This is a genomic window from Aquimarina sp. ERC-38, from assembly GCF_026222555.1.
Classification (GTDB): Bacteria; Bacteroidota; Bacteroidia; order Flavobacteriales; family Flavobacteriaceae; genus Aquimarina.
Genome location: NZ_CP098511.1, coordinates 4,118,064 through 4,136,241 on the forward strand (window position 1 = coordinate 4,118,064; position 18,178 = coordinate 4,136,241).

The following is an 18,178-nucleotide window of genomic DNA, read 5'->3' on the forward strand; positions in this document are numbered from 1 at the left end:
GTTTAGCATTATCCTTTTGAAGTTCCATCTACTTTTGGCTAAAAATGCATTGATTTTAGGTGATTGTAACCGCTAAGGTAGTTTTGCTTCATCCTAAAGTCTGTTTTTAAGTGTCCTACAACACCAAAACATTTTTTTTATATGAATTATAGTTCATTATAGATGACTTTACCTAAACCTTATTGGTAAAAGAAAGTATCCAGGAATTATATTAAGTCTAAAAATTAATTTCACAAATTTTAATCATTTTCTGATTTGGCTTTTGAAAATGCGAAAACATTTTCCAGAAAGCCACTTTTCTCTCTTCTAATGAATGAAGAAAACGGTTGTGTGAGATCTTTTTTCTCATAAACCACCATGCTCTCTCTACAGGGTTGAGTTCCGGACTATACGGGGGCAAGTATACGATCTCAAGTTTTGGGTGTTTCTTTAACCATACTTTTAGTAATTTTGCGTGGTGAAACTTTACGTTATCCACTACCATAATAATCTTAGTGTGTTTTCTATAGATGTGCATTATCTTTTTCAAGTGCTTTTTAAAACTTTGATAGTTCCCCCTTTGATGAAAGGTAACGGTAATTTGCCCGGTCTCAAAATTGTAACTCCCCATAGCTGTCTGGCGTTCCCTTTTTCTTTGTTTGCAGATTGTTTTAGGTTGCTTGCCCTTAGGTGACCATTGATAACCTACGGTGGCAGTGTTTGACAGGGAGAACTCATCTTCAAACAAAAGTACCGTGTCAGCAGGACTCTCCAAGAGTTTTTTTTAACTCCTCTTTGAACTCCCCTTGTTTCTCAAGATCAGCTTCCGGATAGATGCCTTTCGATTTCTGATAGCTAAAGCCAAGGCCCTTTAATATATTATAGATCTGAGCCCGTTTGTAGCTAACCCCCATATGTTTCTCAATCCAATCAATAAGTAAAGGACCGTTCCAGGTAGCTGAGTTGTACCCGTAATCCTCCGGGGTTGCCTCTAGAATTAATTGGCTCAACTCCGTTTTTTGATCCTCTGTAAGCTTTGGTTTGCGCCCTCTACCTGTTTTATCCTTTAGCCCTTCAATACCTTCTTTTTCAAACCTGGATACCCAGTTTAAAATTTGCTTGAAACTTGTGTTGTACAACGCCTCTAGTTCCCGGCTTGGCTTTCCTAAAGAAACTTGGTAAACGGCATACAAGCGTAAACCTATTTTGTATTTATCCTCATTGTTGAAAAGTGCCTTTATTTGATCCGGTGTATAACCAGACACTTTACGTGTAGATCTACCCATATGTTTTTAACAAAGATAAACCTTTTTTGTGTAATAAAATATTAGACTTTAAATAAAACATCTTCAAAAAGCAGTAAACCTTTACTTGTTACCTCTTATCTTACTGCAACCTTTGTCAATATGGTAGTGATTAGTACAATAGGTCAACAACCAAAGTAGGACTAAGTATAAAAATTGACTGTTTAAAGGCCTATTTTATTTTTAGTCCGCCTGAAGAGTACTATAAAATGTATTTTTAATTTGCAAAATTAATATACAAGATTCCTGGTTTTTTTACTGCAGTTTTCGGATAGTTATAAGATAAATTAATAGTAGTACTAGGTGCATCTAATGACTATATTGAAAACGGCTCTATTTAAAGTAAAGCCGAAAAAGCAATCAACGATTACTTCCTATTATCATAAGTGGGTACTAAAAATAAATAAAAGTTCTTTGAAATTCTTTGTTAATCATATGTACAGCGATTTCCCATAGCGTGACGATTTGAAATAGAACATGGATTTTTGATTTTTTAAATCAAATATCTATGAACCAAGGCAAATATATTTTCGCTCAACTTACTGATTTTCTGCCCCGGCGCATTTTTGACTGGATTGTCAAGCAGTACAATGGCAACAAATATGTAAGAAGCTTTACATGCTGTAATCAAATGCTTTGCATGGTTTTCGGTCAGTTAACTGCTCGGGATAGCATGAGGGATTTACTGCTTAGTTTAGAAGCTCATAAATCAAAATATTATCATTTAGGGTTTGGGTCGTCCATATCAAGGCGTAACCTTGGTAAAGCTAACCAAAAGCGCAACCATAAAATATTTGAAGAATTTGCTTATGTGTTGATTGCACAAGCCAGGGAGAGTTGCTATAGATCGGATTTCCAACTCGACATCAAAGGTAATGTGTATGCCTTTGATTCCTCTACCATTGATTTATGTTTAAGTGTATTTTGGTGGGCTGAGTTCAGGAAAACCAAAGCAGGTATCAAACTTCATACACTTTATGACGTAAAAACATCGATCCCTGCTTTTGTACATATAACAAATGCCAAAGCACACGATGTAAGCACTCTGGATTTACTGGTTTATGAAGTAGGAAGCTTCTATGTGTTGGATAGGGCTTACGTTGATTTTGAACGCTTATACCTCTTACATAGGCAAAAAGCCTTTTTTGTTACCCGTGCAAAATCCAATATGAAGTTTAATCGGATGTATTCTAATACTGTCGACAAAACCAAAGGCATAAAGTACGATCAGGTTGGTAAGTTGGCTTCTTACTATTCTAAAAGGTCATACCCGGAAAAGCTAAGGCGTATTAAGTATTATGACGATGAGTCCAAAAGGACATTCATTTTCTTGACCAATAATATGGATTTGAAAGCCGAAGAAATATGTTATCTCTACAAAAAACGCTGGGAAGTTGAACTATTTTTTAAGTGGATGAAACAATATTTGAAGATCAAGTCCTTTTGGGGGACTTCGATTAATGCGGTCAAAGTCCAGATCTATTGCGCAATAATTGCATATTGTCTTGTGGCAATGGTTGGTAATACTTTAAAAGTTGAACGCTCAATCTACGAAATATTACAAATTTTAAGCATCTCACTACTCGACAAAACACCTATAAGAGAGATACTTAGCAAAAACGATTACAAAAATATCAAAGAACTAAATAATAAACAATTGAAAATCAATGAGTTTTAAGCGCCCACTAATGTCCTATTATGATAGTTTAAAGCCGTCGAACAAATGAACGAAGAGGATAAAAATATCGTATCTAAGCTTATTGATGCCTTTATTACTAAAAAAAGAATATCTGATATCTCTGCCTATTAACAATGATTAATTTAAAAATTTTTGTAAGTATATTTAAAATAATCCTACTTTGTCATCTTATGTTTTATAGTTTTTATTTTGATCTCTTAGAAGTTGGTTGATGTATCTTTTATGCTGTTTTAGAATAATGTTTATAGCTACTTGAGGTTTTTCTATTTTTGTTTTTATACATAGGCACACGATTTTTCTTAGGGTTGGTGCTGTATACTTTTGATCTTTAGTTTCTATTTTTAGTTTAGCAATCAACAGCATTGCCATCATACAAATTGCCATGTGGTTATGAAAACCATGCCATCCCCTAATTTGATAGTCTCCCATTCCCACTAGGTTTTTCCCTTCTTTAAAAATTTGCTCGATAAATATTCTTTGTCCTTGCTTTTGCGCTAGCTCTTTGATGTGGTCGTTTTCCATATTTGTCAAGGAATATTTAGTTTTTCCATCGGTATCTTTTCGAACCAGTAGTACCAAATCTAACCACTTGTTTTCACGGGTAAGAATTTGCACTTTGGCATAGTGGAACTTTGCTTTGAGAGTTCCTTTGGTTGATTCTCGAATTGTGATGTGTTCAAAATCATCTTCCAATAAGTTGGCGGTGTATTTGTCTACCCTGCATTTTTCATTTGGATCGTAATTGAAATAGATCAAATGGTCACTGCGGATATCCCCTATAAAATCAATACGGGCACCTATCAAATAGTCTAACAAAAAAGTAGCATTGCCATACAACGCATCGAAGTTCACGTAATCGAAGGCAACCCCTTTGATCTTTGCCTGTTCTATGATCTGCCATGCTATCTCTGGCTTGCTACAATGTTTTTGATCCTTAGGGATATTGCATTTGTCTCTTCTCAAACTATCACAATCCCATTCCTTTGGCATAAATAGGCGCATATCAATAGGGGCGTAATTTATGCCTTGCGAAAGGCCTGCTGCGACGGCTACTTGTCCATTATCTGTCTTACCAATACAGCCTAAATATTGTCTAGAAACACAAGCTAACATTTTACCTTTTTTACGAAAACCTACCTCGTCTATCAGTAACGCAGTTGGTTGTTTGCCCTTGGCAAAGAGCTGTGAAGCCTCCATGGCTACTTGATCCATTAAACCCTCATACGACCAATGACCACTATTGATAAAATGATTGATGCTTTGCTGGTTCAAACACGACAAGTGATCTGCAATATTCTGACAGTTGGCTGTCTTCTTCTCTAATTTAAAGAGTGATTGGAAATAATCGAATGCATGTTGCCCGTAAGAGAACTTGACAATCTTAAAATGGGTGCTGAAATTTAAAAAGAAGGAGTTAATGTTCGATTCAATAAACCCCAGAAATTCTGAATTCCTAGAATCATTTTTTTTGGTGGATACTATCTATTGTAGCCCACTTTTGTTTACTTTGTGAAACATAAATTTTTGCAGGGGCAAAATAATGTGTTTATTATCATTCACAAAACGTTTTGCTCCTTTTTTTCTGAGATGACAAAGTAGGAATAATATCAGCGATAGGTGTTGTTATAGGTATTTACCTTGCTAGTGGGCAATTGACAGCAAATAATATTTCTGAAAAACTTGAACGCTTAGAACAAAAGAACCAAACATTGGTGGACTCCCTTATACTTCTAAAAGAACAAGTAGCTGAACTCTCAAAAAATAAACCTTCTAACCTTATTGTTTTTAATGATTCTTCTAAAGAAAAAATATTTCATTATATGAACATAGTAGAAGGAAAAGGAATAGGACTACCTATAAGACCATTTACATTTCGTGAGTTTTATTTAGATAAAGGTGCTTATAAATGGTATTATCATAACAGAAAATCAAATATTAATACCATAGATACCCTGCAAAAAGGAGACGCCGTTTACGGCAATCCTGATTGGAAAAAAGTAATTGTGATGAACTAAAAAAAGCCGCCTAGTCTTTTTAAAACTAAGCCGCTTTTCTCTATTTCTTACTCATACCAATATGAGCGAGACACTCCCTACAGCGGGGGAATGATTTTAAACTAATTTAAAATTACCAGTTGTCTCCTACAGATCCAAATAATCTTTTTTCAGCAAACTCTATCTTTTCTCCTTTTGAACAAATTTCCCAAAGATTCTCTATCATCTTTTTAGAATGTTTTTGAGATTCAATATCTTTCTCCTCATTTTCTATATAACTTCTTATTGCAACAAAGGCTAAAATAAAAGTGACCTTTGCCTTTTTACTATCTGTGGATTCTAAACATTCCTTATGGAAGACTTCTAAAACTTCATAAAAATCAGCTTGTAAAGTATCGTCTGGATATCTATTGTTTACATTAGCAATCCAAGATTCTAAATTAAACACTGTATCCATTCTAAAATTACTTAAACTATATTTTATCATTTCTGTAAATAGTTTAGATTCGTAAGCCCTATTTATTGCTTGGATTTCAGGCTTAGTAATTCTTAAACTACTAACATTTGTGTTTTTCTCTCCTTCAATATGGTAAGTGAAATTCAGTAAGTCATATTTTGAGAGTTGATTCACGTTGTAAATAAGGTAAGTAAGAAATACTTTTTGATGGCTTGGATGAACAATTTTATCCTTATTAAGAATAATATTAATATTCAAATTATCCGTATTTACCTCATTTAAGTCCAACTTTATAATAAGATCATTACCTAAATTATTTAATACTTTTTTAATTTGTTTTTGTAATAAATCGCTATTATCTGAATTTTCTTTGGCATTTGTTTTATCACCACAATTGCAAATAAATACTAATAGAATACTTAGATAGAGTATATTTCTCATAATTAAAGTTGATTAACTTTTAATGGTTTTGCTTTTCCTTCCGTTTTATTTAAATAATTTCGAGCATGTTTGGCTCCAGGATAAAACTTTAATATTTCTTTAGCTCTTGCAATTGAATCAGCTCTAGTTTTTAATCCACTGATTGTTATATTAGAAGTACTCATGGAGGAATTGGTGTAAGATGCTATCACACCTGGACTCCCTGCAACACCAGAATATAACGATGACGAATAACCATTACCCAATGTTTGAGTATATTTAGCACCAGCACCAATAGTAGTTATAACTCCAACTGTTTTAGAATGACTAGGAGAGTTTAATATTTTAGTCAAACTTGGTTCCGAAGTTGCGGAAAAATCTATAGAACCTGCACCCATACTAGTAGCTAATCCTGGTGTTCCTATTTGTGCACCCATAGAACTCATATTTACTGTACTACCGCCCTCCCAAAAAATACTTTCCTTCGGGACTTCAAAATGAGAAGAACTTATAAAAGCACCAACTCCTCCTGCGCTTGCTTCCGCATCTGAACCTTTAAATCCACTAGAAAACGCACCATTTAGTGGTTCTATAGCTTCTCCTTGAGCAACATCATTATATTTAACTGTTGGTATATCCTTGTCATAAATAAAATTCTCCCTAGCATATTGATTAATTAATAATGTTTCTCCTGAGTTCACATTTAGGTGCCGGTAAACATCTGAATCTTTACTAAATATAGCACTAGGGTTTTGTTTCCAATCTCCTTTTGCCTTAAACTCATCATAATTCCAAGACACTACTTGAGACCATGTAATTGACTTGTTTTCTATATAACCATATTTCTTTTTAGTCATTTCGTTATTTAAATCTGCTGCTATTTGTGAAGGTCCTTGCCCTGGTTGAACTCGATAAGCAACAAGTTCTCCATTTATTACTATAGGCTCCATTCCTTCTAATTCTAGTGCATCCATTATCCTATTCCCACTAAAGCTATAAGGACTATAAAAAGGATATTCAGGGGCTAATGGATCAGTTGCAAAAAACCTTCCAACCCTTGGGTCATGCATACGGTACTTATAGTTGATCGAGTTTCCTTCCCCTTTAATCTCATTGTCCATTTCCTGACCTTGGAAGCCATACCTATATTCTCCACTATTACCATGGCGTCCGCCTAATAAAGCACCGAAAGGCCAGTAGTCCGAGTAACTCACCACATCCGGCAGATAGTTCCCATCGTTATCCACTATCTTCCTGTCAGTTACAACAGAGAGGACGTTACCCAGGTGGTTAGAGAGAGCGTAACACCTATACAACCTATTTTGCTCTATGCCAACTTGTTGTAACAACCCTTTTTTTAAGTTTATCAATCCATCCCAAGATACCCTTTTTCCACTGAAAAATAAAAACTGGTTTTTGTTTTCAGTTTTCAGTTTTGATTTGGATTTGGATTTGGTTTTTCATTTTGATTTTAGTTAAGGGGATGATAGTCCAATAGTCCTTTACGCAACTCCTCATAGGTGTGGGCTTTATACTTTTCAGTAGCGTTGATATGACGGTGACCCGCCAGGTACTGCGCCCTTCGTAAGCCTTTGGTTTTTATCCAGGCTACAATCCTACTGGCCCGAAGGTGCCTAAAATCTAAAAAAGCAAGCTCACTACCTTTGGTCAGTTCTGTAAGTTGATTGTTGATCTTATGTAGGTGGCTAGGGTAGTCTATAATACGATCCTGACCGGTAGCAAAAAGTTCTAATAAACTTACAATCTGTACCGTATCCAGGGGAAGGATACGGGAAGCTGCACTTTTACTAGCTTGTAATTCTACCCTTCCCTTTCGAAGGTCAAAGTCAGTCCTTCGAAGGCGTAAGACTTCCCCAAAGTGCAAGCCCTGACAGGTAAAAAAGCTAAGGGCTAGAAAGCGGGCTTTGAGCATCTTATCGTAGTCCGGAAAAAAGTAAAGTTCTCTGTTATTGGGCTTATAACTTTGCAGATAGTTGTAATACAACTCGCAGAGTTCCCCCAGTTGTACGTCAGTAAAAACGGGGCGCAACTGCTTTTTTCTTATGCCCCTGATTTTAATAAGAGAAGCAATGTTTTTTAGTTCTTTAAACTCCGAGGCGTAGGCGTAGTAATTTTTGAGCATGCCCAGTATCTGATTTGTGGTCACATTACTTAGTCCCCGCTGTTTTTGTAAGTATTTTAGATAGGCCAATAACTCTTTTTTATTAGCGGTTTCTTTTAGGGTATGGTACCGCTCTAAAAAAGTTTCATACTTTGTAACTTCTCTCTCATGGCGGGCAATAACCCCGGGGGTCATTCCTTTGGATTGTAAATAGTCTGTAAAGTTCATTTTATCTAGTCTCTGTTAATAATATGGGTGTAAATCTGCGTAGAAGTAAGCCCGCTATGGCCTAAAAACTGGCTGATCTGTTCAATAGGCATCCCGTTATCCAATAAATGCGTAGCAATTGAGTGGCGCAAAGTATGCAGGCTAATATTTTTATTTTTCAGGGGACTATCATCCAGGGTTTTCTGAAGTAGTGGCAGCACTTGCCCAATGGCCGTAGCACCAAAGGGATATAGGTAGCTCGTTCTTCGTCCCGGCAAATGCCGGCGGTAATCATAGATGTATTCGGTAAAACTCCGGACTAAATTCTTACTAATCGGTACAAATCTATCTTTATAGTTCTTGCCTTGTCTTACGTGGAGTACCCCCCGGTCTAAATCGATGTCTTTTTCCTTTAGGTGTAGGGCTTCTGATCTTCGAAGCCCGCAACCATAACAAAGGTTGAGTACCAGTTCCAGGGTCTTTTGCCGGGCTTCCCTGCGGATGCCGTAAAACCGGTAACTAAAAGTGTCGCTGATCGCCCCGTATAAGTGTTTTATTTCTTGTTGTGATAAAACGCTTATTTCTTTAAGTGGGATATTCTCTACACTGTAGTTAAGCGGGACGGGGGCATCTTCCATCCCCAGGGCGTGCAAACATTCCAGTAGCTTATCGATTGCCAGGAAGTTCCGGTTCAGGTGTGCATTGCTAAAAGCCCTTTTTGTACGTACCCCGGTAGCTGATTTTAAGTGTTTGTAATATCCCCAAACGTGCTTTTCTTTGAGTTGGGTTATTTCGTTTAACCCAGTTTCTTTCTGCAGGTAAGTAAAAAAATAATGTACAAAACGGGTGTAATCGTATACGCTTGATCCGGCATGGCAAAGGGTAGTTAAATAACTACGGTAGCTCGCCAGGGTTCCTTTAAAATTCTGGTGCATCGTTTCTAGTAAATTTTAGGTGGTAAATTATTAAGTAGTACTTCTAAAGCCCGCGCCACGGCAATCCAGCGCCCTCATTCTTGCGGGCTTTCTCTGTATTGCCGTGGCTCCTAATGCCTCGGTATGTTACATAATCCGGGGTTATAATACATTCCCTAACCCCGATAGCTATCGGGGCCAACGCGCCGCCCCCTGTAAGTTATAACCAGGTTTATGTAAAATACTCCCTGCCACTGCCCGCCAGCCAACGCGCCCCACCCACGCTAACGCTCGAACCCGGAACTATAAATTTGACTTCTAACAGACGATTTTTCCGGAAGATATATTAATATTATAAGTAGTAAAAACAGTCGTAGAACCGACCTGGTGGGCTTCGGGAAGATTTTATGTCATATTTTATCATTTTATGACCTCCTGAACCACAATCAGGCGCTCTTACTCAGCCGTGACGCTCATTCGGCGCTTAGCCTAGCACTTCAAAAGTAAAACAGCCTTTAGGCTATTTCACTTTTAAAGTGGTTTTTTATAGACAGTTAATTAATTACTATCATCTTTGTAAAGATTAAATATTAACTATATTTTTGCATACTATAATTATCATTCTTATAAGTACTTGATGAGCGATATACCACACATAATTAAATATATGGGATCAAAGCGTAGTATTTTGAACTTCGTGGTAAATACTATTGATGATGCTACAGAAGAGAACAACAAGCGTATTTATGATCTTTTTGGGGGATCTGCTGTTGTTTCCGGATCTTTTAGGAATAAAATTGCTGTTACTTGTAATGATATTCAGTCTTATACAGCAATTCTAGCAGGAACTTATCTTAACAATTATAATTGGAGTAAATATGATGACAATATTTTAGATAAAATAGTGAAGGAGGCAACTAATAAAGTTTTGACCTTTAAAAAAAAGTATTATGATTTTAACTTCAACTATGATGATTCTATATCATACAAAGAGATGTTAGATCTTGAGAAGCAACAACAAAAGTTATTAACCCTTTCTTTTAATGGTCTTGATCATCTCTTCGTTAAAAATTTCAGTGGAACTTATTGGTCATATGATCAATGTGTGTGGATAGATGCTATATCTTCAGTTGCAAGGTCTAGTGATTACAAAGATTCTTTTCTTTTTAATATTATTATGTCATCTTTGATGTTTGCTATGGCATATACTACCCAAAGTACTGGTCATTATGCACAATATCGTGACATTACAAAAGATAATCTTAGTGATATTCTTTTTTATAGAAAAAAGAATATTCTACCACTATTTAAACAAAAATTTAGTTCTTTGAAAGAGATTTACAATGGATCAAACAATTCTGATTTTGATCATAAATTTACAAATCTTGATTATGGAGAACTATTAAAGGATATTGAAGAAAACTCTATTGTTTATGCTGATCCTCCCTATCAATTTGTACATTATAGCAGGTTTTACCATGCTTTAGAGACTCTTGTAAAGTATGATTATCCTGAAGTAAAATTTAAAGGTAGATATAGAACAGATAGACATCAATCACCTTTTTGTATTAAAACTAAAGTAAAAAATGCATTTTCTTCTATGTTTCAAAGTGTATTTGATAAACGAAGCACTCTAGTTTTAAGTTATAGTGATACAGGAATGATAACACTTGATGATTTAATAAATTTAGCTGGAACACACTTTAGAGGTTATATTATATCGATAAAACAAATTGATTACAAGCATAGTACAATGGGAAGACAAAAAGACAAAAATAGAGACGTTAAGGAAGCTCTATTGGTTTGTAAAGCCCCAGTTTAATTTATAAATTAGGATCATACAAGTTTTGAGAGATTCCAAAAACAAGTATAGGACAACCCCCAGCACCACCACCTATTATACGAGGTAACAATTTTGCCATATGCGTTGTAGAAGATCCATAGGATTTTCCCTTATCCAGACTTTTAAAAATCTTTTGTAAATCAGTACATCTAGTAATTATAATAGCAAGACTTATAGCATCTCTATCATATAACAGTCTAAAATTATTAAGATCACGATCATAAAAAGGATCTTTATTGTTCCATTCTACATCTAGAGCTACGCGATTTTTATAACAGTCTATTTTATGAGTTGGTGTATGTTTATCTTCTTCATCAACAGTTATTTTTGTTTTAAAATCATGTTCTTCCCACCCTCTTGTATATAAAAAAGAATCAAATGCATCTGCAATTGGACTTTTTCTACCCCCAGGGGTTAAAATAGCGGTTTTTTTTAAAGTAAATGATCGTAAGACATCAATAACGTCAACATATTCTTCTTCAAAATCTTGTTGTAATATTGCTATTGCATGCTTAAACTCATGCACCTCATATTTTTTTGTTATATCAATTGGTAGATTGTCTAATGCCATTTTTAAAAAAGGTTTTTGATTTCAATTTCAAGTGCTTTGGCTATTTTGTCAATATTGATAAGAGTAATATTTTTCTCTGCCCTTTCAATCATACCTATATAAGTCCTATGTAATTTTGCTTTATCTGCTAATTCTTCTTGGGAGATTTTCTTTTGTTTTCTAAGTTCTCTAATTTTATTTCCAAACTGTTTTAGTATGTGTGAACCTGGCTCCATTGCTAACTTTAGTATGTACAAATCTAACTTTAGTTAATTTCTCTTACTACATACTAAAGTTAGCATTTTGAAGCTTTTATTATCGCTATGTTACTTTTTATTAACGGATAGATTTTTTTATTTAGCTTAAAGTTGAAGTGCGCAAAGGCTTGGTGTGGCTGATACTTCAGCTTTAAGCTAAATCTAGCCCTAGTGGCGATTGAACGTCGCGTATGAGTAAGAAAAAGCTGCGTGCAACGCCCCAATAAGGCGGAGCCGACGCGAAGAACGAGCGGAAGCCGTGGGCAAGTAAGTGCGCCTAGCACGGTTGCACGCGTGAGAGAACAGGTTTTTTACCTTTTATTTCTTTTTACCCGTCCGTTAGGCGGGCAGTTGAAAACAAAAAACCTGTTCCCGTCTGCAGCGAGTAAGCGGCGGAGCCAGATAAGTGTGGAGGGATGTTTTGTGGCGCGTGTTTTTTTTAGTAAAACCGTGATCACAAAACAGACCGGGAACACGACGAGGGGCAGCTAGGCGGTGGGGGACATAGCTTTTTTTAAGCGACCGTAGGAAGTGTAAAAAAGTATGGCCATAGGAAGGGATGACCCGAGACCATTGACAGCCAACAGGCACCCGGAGCGATAGCGCAGTAGCCTGTGCTACTTAAACACTCCCCGCCAAAGCGGGGTATCATTTTATAACTTTCTTTTTAAACAAACTATTTTCCACAATGATTATTATAAAAAACCCCTATTTCCTCTAGCCCATTTCTTAATCTTAGTCTTTTATCTTTTAAAGCTTCAAGTAATTGATTACAATCTGAAAAATAATCATATACCCTTCTTTTGAACTCACCCAATACTGCATCGTAGGCACCTATGTATGTTACTTTATCTTCATTAGGTTTTCTAACGTAATACTGTATTGCAGAACCATAGTAAGTCATTCCACCAGCACCCGCAGAACTAAATGAATAACTTGAACCGTAAACGTTCAAATGTTCACCTTCAACTATCTTTTTAACATGTACATACTTTTCACTCTCTCTCGTTTGAAAAAAGTGTAAAGTCTCTACATTAGTAAATGCTGAATCCCATCTTTTAATAGTTCTAATCTCTGAAAAATCAATTTTCTTAGGTTTATCTTTTGAGTTAAGTAGTTTGTATTTTAAAGTCTTTAACTTAAGTTTACCTTTAATAGAACTTATCGTATCTCCATTTTCTAATACTACTTCCATAGATTTATATGGTATAAGCTGAGCTGAACCAATTGAGAAGATAGTAAGAAAAATAATTAATAGTAAGTTTTGTTTCATACGTAGGGTGATATTAGTAGATTGACATTTATGTAAAATATCATTCTGTTTTTAATGATATTTAATAGCTAACAAATTATAAAATTATTTTCATAACAACTTCGATGCGGTTCTGGTAATTTTGGATAGTGCGATTAGTTCATCTTCCGGATAACTAGCAAGAAGTATTTTTGAGAGCCAGAAAACAATGTCTTTTACATCCGTATCTTTTTCTAATTGGCTTAATAGGTTCAGGTTTTCAAGCAAACTTTGTTGCATATAATTTAACTCAACCAGGTCTGTGATTGGGATTTTTAGGTACGTTTCTTCTGTGTTTTGATCTGTTTGTAAAATAGTGGTGATCTCACTCATCTTCATAATTGTAGTTGTTTTAGTTTTACTTGATTTTATTTCGCTTTTGGGTATAAAAAATGCTGATGGTTTTTAAGCATCAGCACTTATCTATGTTTTTCTCTAATTATACTTGTCTTGGAATTCTGGAACGCTAAGCCTTTTTTAATTCATTATCAGACTCTTGACCGTTCCAAAAGCGTTCCATTACTGTTCCTTTGCGTTCCGGATTTATATCGTTCTATTTGATTAGTAAGATGTTCTCTGATCTCCTGGCGTAGTTTTTCAATATTGTCCCAGTAGCAAACCTGGAACTTATGCATATTCCTTGCCCCTATCCCACTTCGGGTTATGTATTCCAGTTCTTGTAGTTCAGTAAAATATCTAAACATCTGGGTTTTACTGATCCTAAAATGTTGCCTTATCTCCCGCATGGTAAACTCGTAGCTTTTACCCTTTTTCTCTACATATTTCTTTAAATCCTCGTAGAACTGCCTCAAAATCCCGTCCAGTTCATCAGTCTTTAATACGATACTATTAAACATCAGTTCGATTGCGATTTCTAAGTCTTGAAGTTCGGTGATTAATAAACCGCTTTCCTGTTGTCGTTGGTATTGATGTAGTAAGGTAATTTGTTCGATATAATCGTGTAGCATCTGAGTTAAACGCCTTCGTTGTTTGGTGGTTTTAGGGAGTTCTAAACGGTAAGGGTTCTTTACCTTGCTGGGCTTTAGCATATAGACTACATTTTGTAGTTCTTGTATGACTTGCTTTTCCTGGTCGTCTGTGATGACTTTACTGGCCTTTTTTGCCATATAGTCTAGTACTTTTTCGGTTTGGGCTTCGCTCTCGTCAATGGCAATTACAAAAACCCGGCTTTCATTATCTTCATAAATCCGGAAGTTAGTAGTAGCTACTAAACTGGCAATTGGACCAAATACGTATTTCTCTCCTGTTGCTATTTCTCCAGTGAGTTCATTTTTTTGGCTAACGCTGCTACTTAGTTTATGATTGCTTTGTAGTTCACGCCAGGCTAGTTCTGCTTCTTCGGTTAGCCCGTCGTAATCCTCTAAAATGATCCCGCAGTTCTGCAGGTCGTATTCTCCGTAATTGTAAAAGCTCTTATCCGTTACCCTTGTAAAGCGTTTGATCTTGTTCTGGTCGTACATACAATCAGCTACTTTTTTAATCAGATGGCTTTTACCACTTCCACTGGTTCCTTGTACCATGGCATTTAAGGTCCTGGGCATTTTTCGGCTTAACAAAATGGTAAACAAAAAAAGGGCGTTCTTTTCTTCTCCTATGATCCCGGTTTGTTGTAATTTCTGGATTAGGGTTTGTTTTAAGTCTTTGGATTGCAGTAGCCTCTTTGCCTGGTCTTGTTCTTTTAAAGTAACACTTCGTAATTCGTAACGTTCTTTCTTTACTTTTTGGGTCTGGTTTTGTTGTTGTAAACGGTAAACTTCTAAATCCCGGGTTACTTTGTCCATGGCTTCCCGGATGGCAATGGTACCCAGTTCGATTTTATCGGCGGTTTTTCTGATCAGCTTTTCTACCTGGTCATCATTATATAAATCTGCGTTGTTCCTACTTGGGGTGCGGTAAGGCTCTTTTACATTATGGATCACCGTGGTTACTTTAAGCTTACTTAAATCTTTTAAATCTACCCTGCCCATGAGTTCTATTTTTACATAACTATCTTCGTATACCGCATGATTTTCCTTGATTTGTAAGGTGGGTGTTTCTTTTAGGGATTTAGATTTTACTTTGAGAGATTGGATTGTTTTTCTTCCTTTGTATAAGTGTTGTAATATTTCCGGCTCATGGGTATCTAGTAAACTATTGATATCCTCGTTTTCTAACATTTCTATCTTGCTCATCGTAATTTGTGGTAAGAGTTTATGTAAATCTTTGGCGTATTTATCAGTAGCGGCTTCCCCGGCGTTATCACCATCCATCCAGAAAATAATTTCCTGTAATTGTTTTAGTTCTTTAATGGTGGTTATATGTTCCGAAGTAATCCCATTTGTACCGTAGGCTGTTAAGACCTGATTTTCCTTTGAGTCAAAAAAATCTGGTAGGCATTGTTGTAGTGTTACTGTATCAATAATACTTTCAGTTATTATAAGCGTTTTAGTTTCCGGATTTGGGTAGTTGGGATATAAGCCCTTTCGATTTGTGGTATAGTAGTGTTTGGATTTTGCATTGTTATAAATGCTCCTTCCATACAAACTTGTAATCTCTCCGTTTTTATTCTTTAGTGGAAAAACAATACAGTATTTCAGTTCGTGATGATCTTTACCTGTATTAAATCCTGCTTCTACCTTTTTATAATCAATATGCCGTCCTTTTAAGTACTCCCGCGCCTTACTGCTTTTACCCAGTTTGTTTTTTAGGTTATCGAAGATTTCAGGGTAATCTTGTTTTATTGATTTTGGCATTGATAAATCAACTATGCTATAATTACTTCCTGAAGCTTTCGACTCTAACCATTTTAAAGCCTGGGGTAATTCCCAACTGTAAAACTTTTTTACCAGGTCAATTACATCCATGCTCCCAGCATCACAGTTTGCACTAAAACAGGTAGCGATCTGTTTTTCCCGGCTAAATTGTAAACTAGGTGTCTTCTCTTTATGGAACGGGCATAAACATTTTTTGCTTTTGTCTAGCTGTAAACCTAGTTCTGTAGCAATATTGATAATATCTACGTTTGCTTTGATTTGTGCGATGTCCATTGTTGATAACTATTTTAATCATCTTATAAGTTCAAAATAAACCATAAAAGACGATTAAAACAAATTACACTACACTTAAGTTATCAACAATAAGACTATATATATTGATTTTATTGAACTTATACGATATTTTTGTGTTAATAAATAACGTTAAAGACGATTTTATGACACTTGGTGAACGTATACAAAAACACAGAAAAGAGTTAGGAATAACACAGTCTGAACTTGCTCGTAAAATCAATATCTCTCATACCCAAATGGCTAGATACGAGATTAAAGATGTACAGCCCCCTGCTAATATCCTCAAAAAATTAGCTGATCTTTTTGGGACTTCTATTGATTATCTTGTTTGTGGTACGGCTAATGAAAAAATTGTAAGTGATATACAGGATGCTAGTATTATCAACGAATTTAAAAAAATTGCTAGTCTCCCTAGCGAAGAAAAAAAAACACTACTAAAAGTAATCTCCGCTTATCTTAGAGACTTCCAAGCTAAAAAAGCGTATGCTTCTTGATCTTAAAAAAATGAACAAAAAAATTATTAAAGGAAGTAAATTGATCAGTCTTATTTTAAGGCATCAACCTGAAAAAATAGGACTAACTTTAGACAATGAAGGTTGGGCTAACGTAGAAGAGTTAATAAGAAAACTAAACAAAAAAAAGTTTAATATTGATCCTGATGATTTGAAAAACATCGTAGAAAATAATGATAAAAAACGTTTTACATTTTCTGATGATTTTACAAAAATAAGAGCTAATCAAGGACATTCTATAAATATTGATTTAAAGCTTGAACCCATAATACCCCCAGAAATTTTATTTCATGGTACAGCAGAAAAAAACATAACTTCTATTTTCAAAAAAGGGTTACTTAAACAAAATAGAAATTATGTTCACTTAAGTACTGATATTGATACAGCTAAAAAAGTTGGTATGCGTTATGGTAAACCTATTGTATTAAAAATTAGTGCTTTGAAAATGCATCAAGAAAACTATAAATTTTATCTTTCTAAAAATAATGTATGGCTTACTGATTTTGTACCCAACAAATTTTTCGAAGATTGATTATTCATCTTCAAAAGAAAACATATCATTTAATGCTTCTTTAAACCAATCATCAAAATTTTCAAACTCTTCTTGTTGTTCCCAACCTTCAGATGCAAAGTCATGGATTATATATATTTTTTCAATACTTTCTGTTTTAGACAAATCCCAACAAGCTACATCGTCACAATCTATTCGTCTAGCGAAAGGAATTAAGTTTCTTTTTGAATATCTCTTTCTTAAATCTTTTCCATATTTATCACTTTGACTTTTAGATAGTATGCGCCAAGGTTCAAAATTCTCTAGATTTAAATCTAATAATCTTTTATATTTCTTTGATATAATCATAAATTAATTTACCCTTTTGGTTTTGGATAATTTGCTCTTGGTTTAGTAGTTGTACCATTAGGATTTTCCGTCCTGAATTTAGCTCCCTGATTATTAATTCTCATTTTAGCGGCTTCTCCATAAGTACTTGGTCTTTGTCCATATTGAGCTTCGAAAGCATCCGCTCTCTCTTTTGGCAGAACATCATCATAATCATATACATTAACTTTAGCATCTATATTAGCATCTTGAGCTGCTGCTAACCTTTTATTATCTAAACTAGTGTACATATTATCTTTCATTCTTACAATATCTATAGCATCTCCATTCCAACCTTTCGTTTTCATGCTTTGAACAATTCTATCGAACTTAGGACCATTCATTGTTTTTTGAGTAAATCTTATTAGTTTAGAATCCACAAACTTAGAAGAACGTGCTATTAACGAGATTTTACCAACTTTTGCTAGTTTATCAAATCCTTTAGCTGTGATAATACCTGTAAAAACATCTGTTGCTATTTCTGTTCTATCTTCTAAACTGCCATTTAAAACTTTATTCGCAGCTTCTGTTATACCAGCACCAAAAGCATCGTTTGTAGCTTTAGTAGATGTACCAAATTTATCGTCAATATATTGTAAAACTTGTTCCCTATCTCCATCAGGTAATCCTCCTAATAAAAAAGTTCCTAAAGTAAAATTTCCGACACCCTTTGCAGTGCCTATT

The 18,178-nt window shown here is 35.1% G+C and carries 19 protein-coding genes; 5 read left to right on the forward strand and 14 right to left on the reverse strand.

Annotated elements, in window-relative coordinates; translation table 11 throughout:
- Positions 1–217: 217 nt before the first annotated feature.
- Both NBT05_RS17120 and NBT05_RS17125 read right to left on the reverse strand, forming a co-directional pair.
- Positions 218–754 carry an IS630 family transposase gene (locus tag NBT05_RS17120; RefSeq protein WP_265771125.1) on the reverse strand — a complete coding sequence of 179 codons (537 nt, stop codon included), beginning with the start codon at positions 752–754 and terminating at the stop codon, positions 218–220.
- Positions 738–1,265 carry an IS630 family transposase gene (locus NBT05_RS17125; RefSeq protein WP_265770110.1) on the reverse strand — a complete coding sequence of 176 codons (528 nt, stop codon included), beginning with the start codon at positions 1,263–1,265 and terminating at the stop codon, positions 738–740. The genes NBT05_RS17120 and NBT05_RS17125 overlap by 17 nt, the downstream gene beginning before the upstream one ends.
- 526 nt (positions 1,266–1,791) lie before the next feature.
- Between NBT05_RS17125 and NBT05_RS17130 the strand changes: the two genes are divergently transcribed.
- Complete coding sequence (locus NBT05_RS17130; RefSeq protein ID WP_265771126.1) at positions 1,792–2,961, forward strand: IS4 family transposase; 1,170 nt, start codon at positions 1,792–1,794, stop codon at positions 2,959–2,961.
- A 189-nt stretch (positions 2,962–3,150) separates the two neighbouring features.
- Here NBT05_RS17130 and NBT05_RS17135 read toward each other — a convergent pair whose 3' ends face one another.
- Positions 3,151–4,464, reverse strand: a complete 1,314-nt coding sequence (locus NBT05_RS17135; protein ID WP_322874210.1) for an IS701 family transposase — start codon at positions 4,462–4,464, stop codon at positions 3,151–3,153.
- Positions 4,465–4,634: 170 nt separating this feature from the next.
- Here NBT05_RS17135 and NBT05_RS17140 point away from each other — a divergent pair, with 170 nt between their 5' ends.
- Entirely contained in the window at positions 4,635–4,997 is a 363-nt protein-coding gene (locus tag NBT05_RS17140) for a hypothetical protein (protein WP_265771127.1), read from the forward strand.
- 112 nt (positions 4,998–5,109) lie between these two features.
- Here the strand turns inward: NBT05_RS17140 and NBT05_RS17145 are convergent, their stop codons facing one another.
- The 4 genes from NBT05_RS17145 to NBT05_RS17160 all read right to left on the reverse strand — a co-directional run bounded on the left by NBT05_RS17145 (position 5,110) and on the right by NBT05_RS17160 (position 9,117).
- Positions 5,110–5,874, reverse strand: coding sequence for a hypothetical protein (locus NBT05_RS17145; RefSeq protein ID WP_265771128.1), 765 nt, complete (start codon positions 5,872–5,874; stop codon positions 5,110–5,112).
- A gap of 2 nt (positions 5,875–5,876) precedes the next feature.
- Positions 5,877–7,100, reverse strand: a complete 1,224-nt coding sequence (locus NBT05_RS17150) for an RHS repeat-associated core domain-containing protein (RefSeq protein WP_265771129.1) — start codon at positions 7,098–7,100, stop codon at positions 5,877–5,879.
- 224 nt (positions 7,101–7,324) lie between these two features.
- Positions 7,325–8,203 (reverse strand): tyrosine-type recombinase/integrase, encoded by an 879-nt coding sequence (locus NBT05_RS17155; protein WP_265771130.1) that lies wholly within the window; start codon positions 8,201–8,203, stop codon positions 7,325–7,327.
- A 5-nt stretch (positions 8,204–8,208) separates the two neighbouring features.
- A complete protein-coding gene (locus NBT05_RS17160) occupies positions 8,209–9,117 on the reverse strand; it encodes a tyrosine-type recombinase/integrase (protein WP_265771131.1) in 909 nt (302 codons plus the stop codon).
- A gap of 646 nt (positions 9,118–9,763) precedes the next feature.
- Between NBT05_RS17160 and NBT05_RS17165 the strand changes: the two genes are divergently transcribed.
- Positions 9,764–10,918, forward strand: a complete 1,155-nt coding sequence (locus NBT05_RS17165; RefSeq protein WP_265771132.1) for a DNA adenine methylase — start codon at positions 9,764–9,766, stop codon at positions 10,916–10,918.
- Between the two features lies 1 nt (position 10,919).
- On the opposite strand, the gene NBT05_RS17170 is transcribed toward NBT05_RS17165, so the two are convergent.
- From NBT05_RS17170 to NBT05_RS17190, 5 genes are all read right to left on the reverse strand, one after another.
- Entirely contained in the window at positions 10,920–11,510 is a 591-nt protein-coding gene (locus NBT05_RS17170) for a BglII/BstYI family type II restriction endonuclease (protein WP_265771133.1), read from the reverse strand.
- A 2-nt stretch (positions 11,511–11,512) separates the two neighbouring features.
- Complete coding sequence (locus tag NBT05_RS17175; protein WP_265771134.1) at positions 11,513–11,725, reverse strand: helix-turn-helix domain-containing protein; 213 nt, start codon at positions 11,723–11,725, stop codon at positions 11,513–11,515.
- A gap of 697 nt (positions 11,726–12,422) precedes the next feature.
- Positions 12,423–13,019, reverse strand: coding sequence for a hypothetical protein (locus NBT05_RS17180; protein ID WP_265771135.1), 597 nt, complete (start codon positions 13,017–13,019; stop codon positions 12,423–12,425).
- A 90-nt stretch (positions 13,020–13,109) separates the two neighbouring features.
- Complete coding sequence (locus tag NBT05_RS17185) at positions 13,110–13,376, reverse strand: hypothetical protein (protein ID WP_265771136.1); 267 nt, start codon at positions 13,374–13,376, stop codon at positions 13,110–13,112.
- A 149-nt stretch (positions 13,377–13,525) separates the two neighbouring features.
- Positions 13,526–16,084 carry a CHC2 zinc finger domain-containing protein gene (locus NBT05_RS17190; RefSeq protein ID WP_265771137.1) on the reverse strand — a complete coding sequence of 853 codons (2,559 nt, stop codon included), beginning with the start codon at positions 16,082–16,084 and terminating at the stop codon, positions 13,526–13,528.
- A 164-nt stretch (positions 16,085–16,248) separates the two neighbouring features.
- Here NBT05_RS17190 and NBT05_RS17195 point away from each other — a divergent pair, with 164 nt between their 5' ends.
- Together NBT05_RS17195 and NBT05_RS17200 are read left to right on the forward strand one after the other, a co-directional pair.
- Positions 16,249–16,599, forward strand: coding sequence for a helix-turn-helix domain-containing protein (locus tag NBT05_RS17195; protein WP_265771138.1), 351 nt, complete (start codon positions 16,249–16,251; stop codon positions 16,597–16,599).
- 10 nt (positions 16,600–16,609) lie between these two features.
- Positions 16,610–17,149: an RNA 2'-phosphotransferase gene (locus NBT05_RS17200; RefSeq protein ID WP_265771139.1), complete on the forward strand. Its 540-nt coding sequence runs from the start codon at positions 16,610–16,612 to the stop codon at positions 17,147–17,149.
- Here NBT05_RS17200 and NBT05_RS17205 read toward each other — a convergent pair whose 3' ends face one another.
- Positions 17,150–17,476, reverse strand: a complete 327-nt coding sequence (locus NBT05_RS17205; RefSeq protein ID WP_265771140.1) for an SMI1/KNR4 family protein — start codon at positions 17,474–17,476, stop codon at positions 17,150–17,152.
- Positions 17,477–17,484: 8 nt separating this feature from the next.
- Positions 17,485–17,838 carry a hypothetical protein gene (locus tag NBT05_RS17210; protein ID WP_265771141.1) on the reverse strand — a complete coding sequence of 118 codons (354 nt, stop codon included), beginning with the start codon at positions 17,836–17,838 and terminating at the stop codon, positions 17,485–17,487.
- Positions 17,839–18,178: the final 340 nt, after the last annotated feature.

Bases quoted from the DNA above. Each gene is read 5' to 3' on its own strand.
- NBT05_RS17200 (WP_265771139.1), top strand. From the start codon at position 16,610: ATGAACAAAAAAATTATTAAAGGAAGTAAATTGATCAGTCTTATTTTA.
- NBT05_RS17125 (WP_265770110.1), bottom strand. From the start codon at position 1,265: ATGGGTAGATCTACACGTAAAGTGTCTGGTTATACACCGGATCAAATA.
- NBT05_RS17130 (WP_265771126.1), top strand. From the start codon at position 1,792: ATGAACCAAGGCAAATATATTTTCGCTCAACTTACTGATTTTCTGCCC.
- NBT05_RS17190 (WP_265771137.1), bottom strand. From the start codon at position 16,084: ATGGACATCGCACAAATCAAAGCAAACGTAGATATTATCAATATTGCT.
- NBT05_RS17185 (WP_265771136.1), bottom strand. From the start codon at position 13,376: ATGAAGATGAGTGAGATCACCACTATTTTACAAACAGATCAAAACACA.
- NBT05_RS17160 (WP_265771131.1), bottom strand. From the start codon at position 9,117: ATGCACCAGAATTTTAAAGGAACCCTGGCGAGCTACCGTAGTTATTTA.
- NBT05_RS17180 (WP_265771135.1), bottom strand. From the start codon at position 13,019: ATGAAACAAAACTTACTATTAATTATTTTTCTTACTATCTTCTCAATT.
- NBT05_RS17145 (WP_265771128.1), bottom strand. From the start codon at position 5,874: ATGAGAAATATACTCTATCTAAGTATTCTATTAGTATTTATTTGCAAT.
- NBT05_RS17210 (WP_265771141.1), bottom strand. From the start codon at position 17,838: ATGAATGGTCCTAAGTTCGATAGAATTGTTCAAAGCATGAAAACGAAA.
- NBT05_RS17170 (WP_265771133.1), bottom strand. From the start codon at position 11,510: ATGGCATTAGACAATCTACCAATTGATATAACAAAAAAATATGAGGTG.
- NBT05_RS17195 (WP_265771138.1), top strand. From the start codon at position 16,249: ATGACACTTGGTGAACGTATACAAAAACACAGAAAAGAGTTAGGAATA.
- NBT05_RS17155 (WP_265771130.1), bottom strand. From the start codon at position 8,203: ATGAACTTTACAGACTATTTACAATCCAAAGGAATGACCCCCGGGGTT.
- NBT05_RS17175 (WP_265771134.1), bottom strand. From the start codon at position 11,725: ATGGAGCCAGGTTCACACATACTAAAACAGTTTGGAAATAAAATTAGA.
- NBT05_RS17165 (WP_265771132.1), top strand. From the start codon at position 9,764: ATGGGATCAAAGCGTAGTATTTTGAACTTCGTGGTAAATACTATTGAT.
- NBT05_RS17205 (WP_265771140.1), bottom strand. From the start codon at position 17,476: ATGATTATATCAAAGAAATATAAAAGATTATTAGATTTAAATCTAGAG.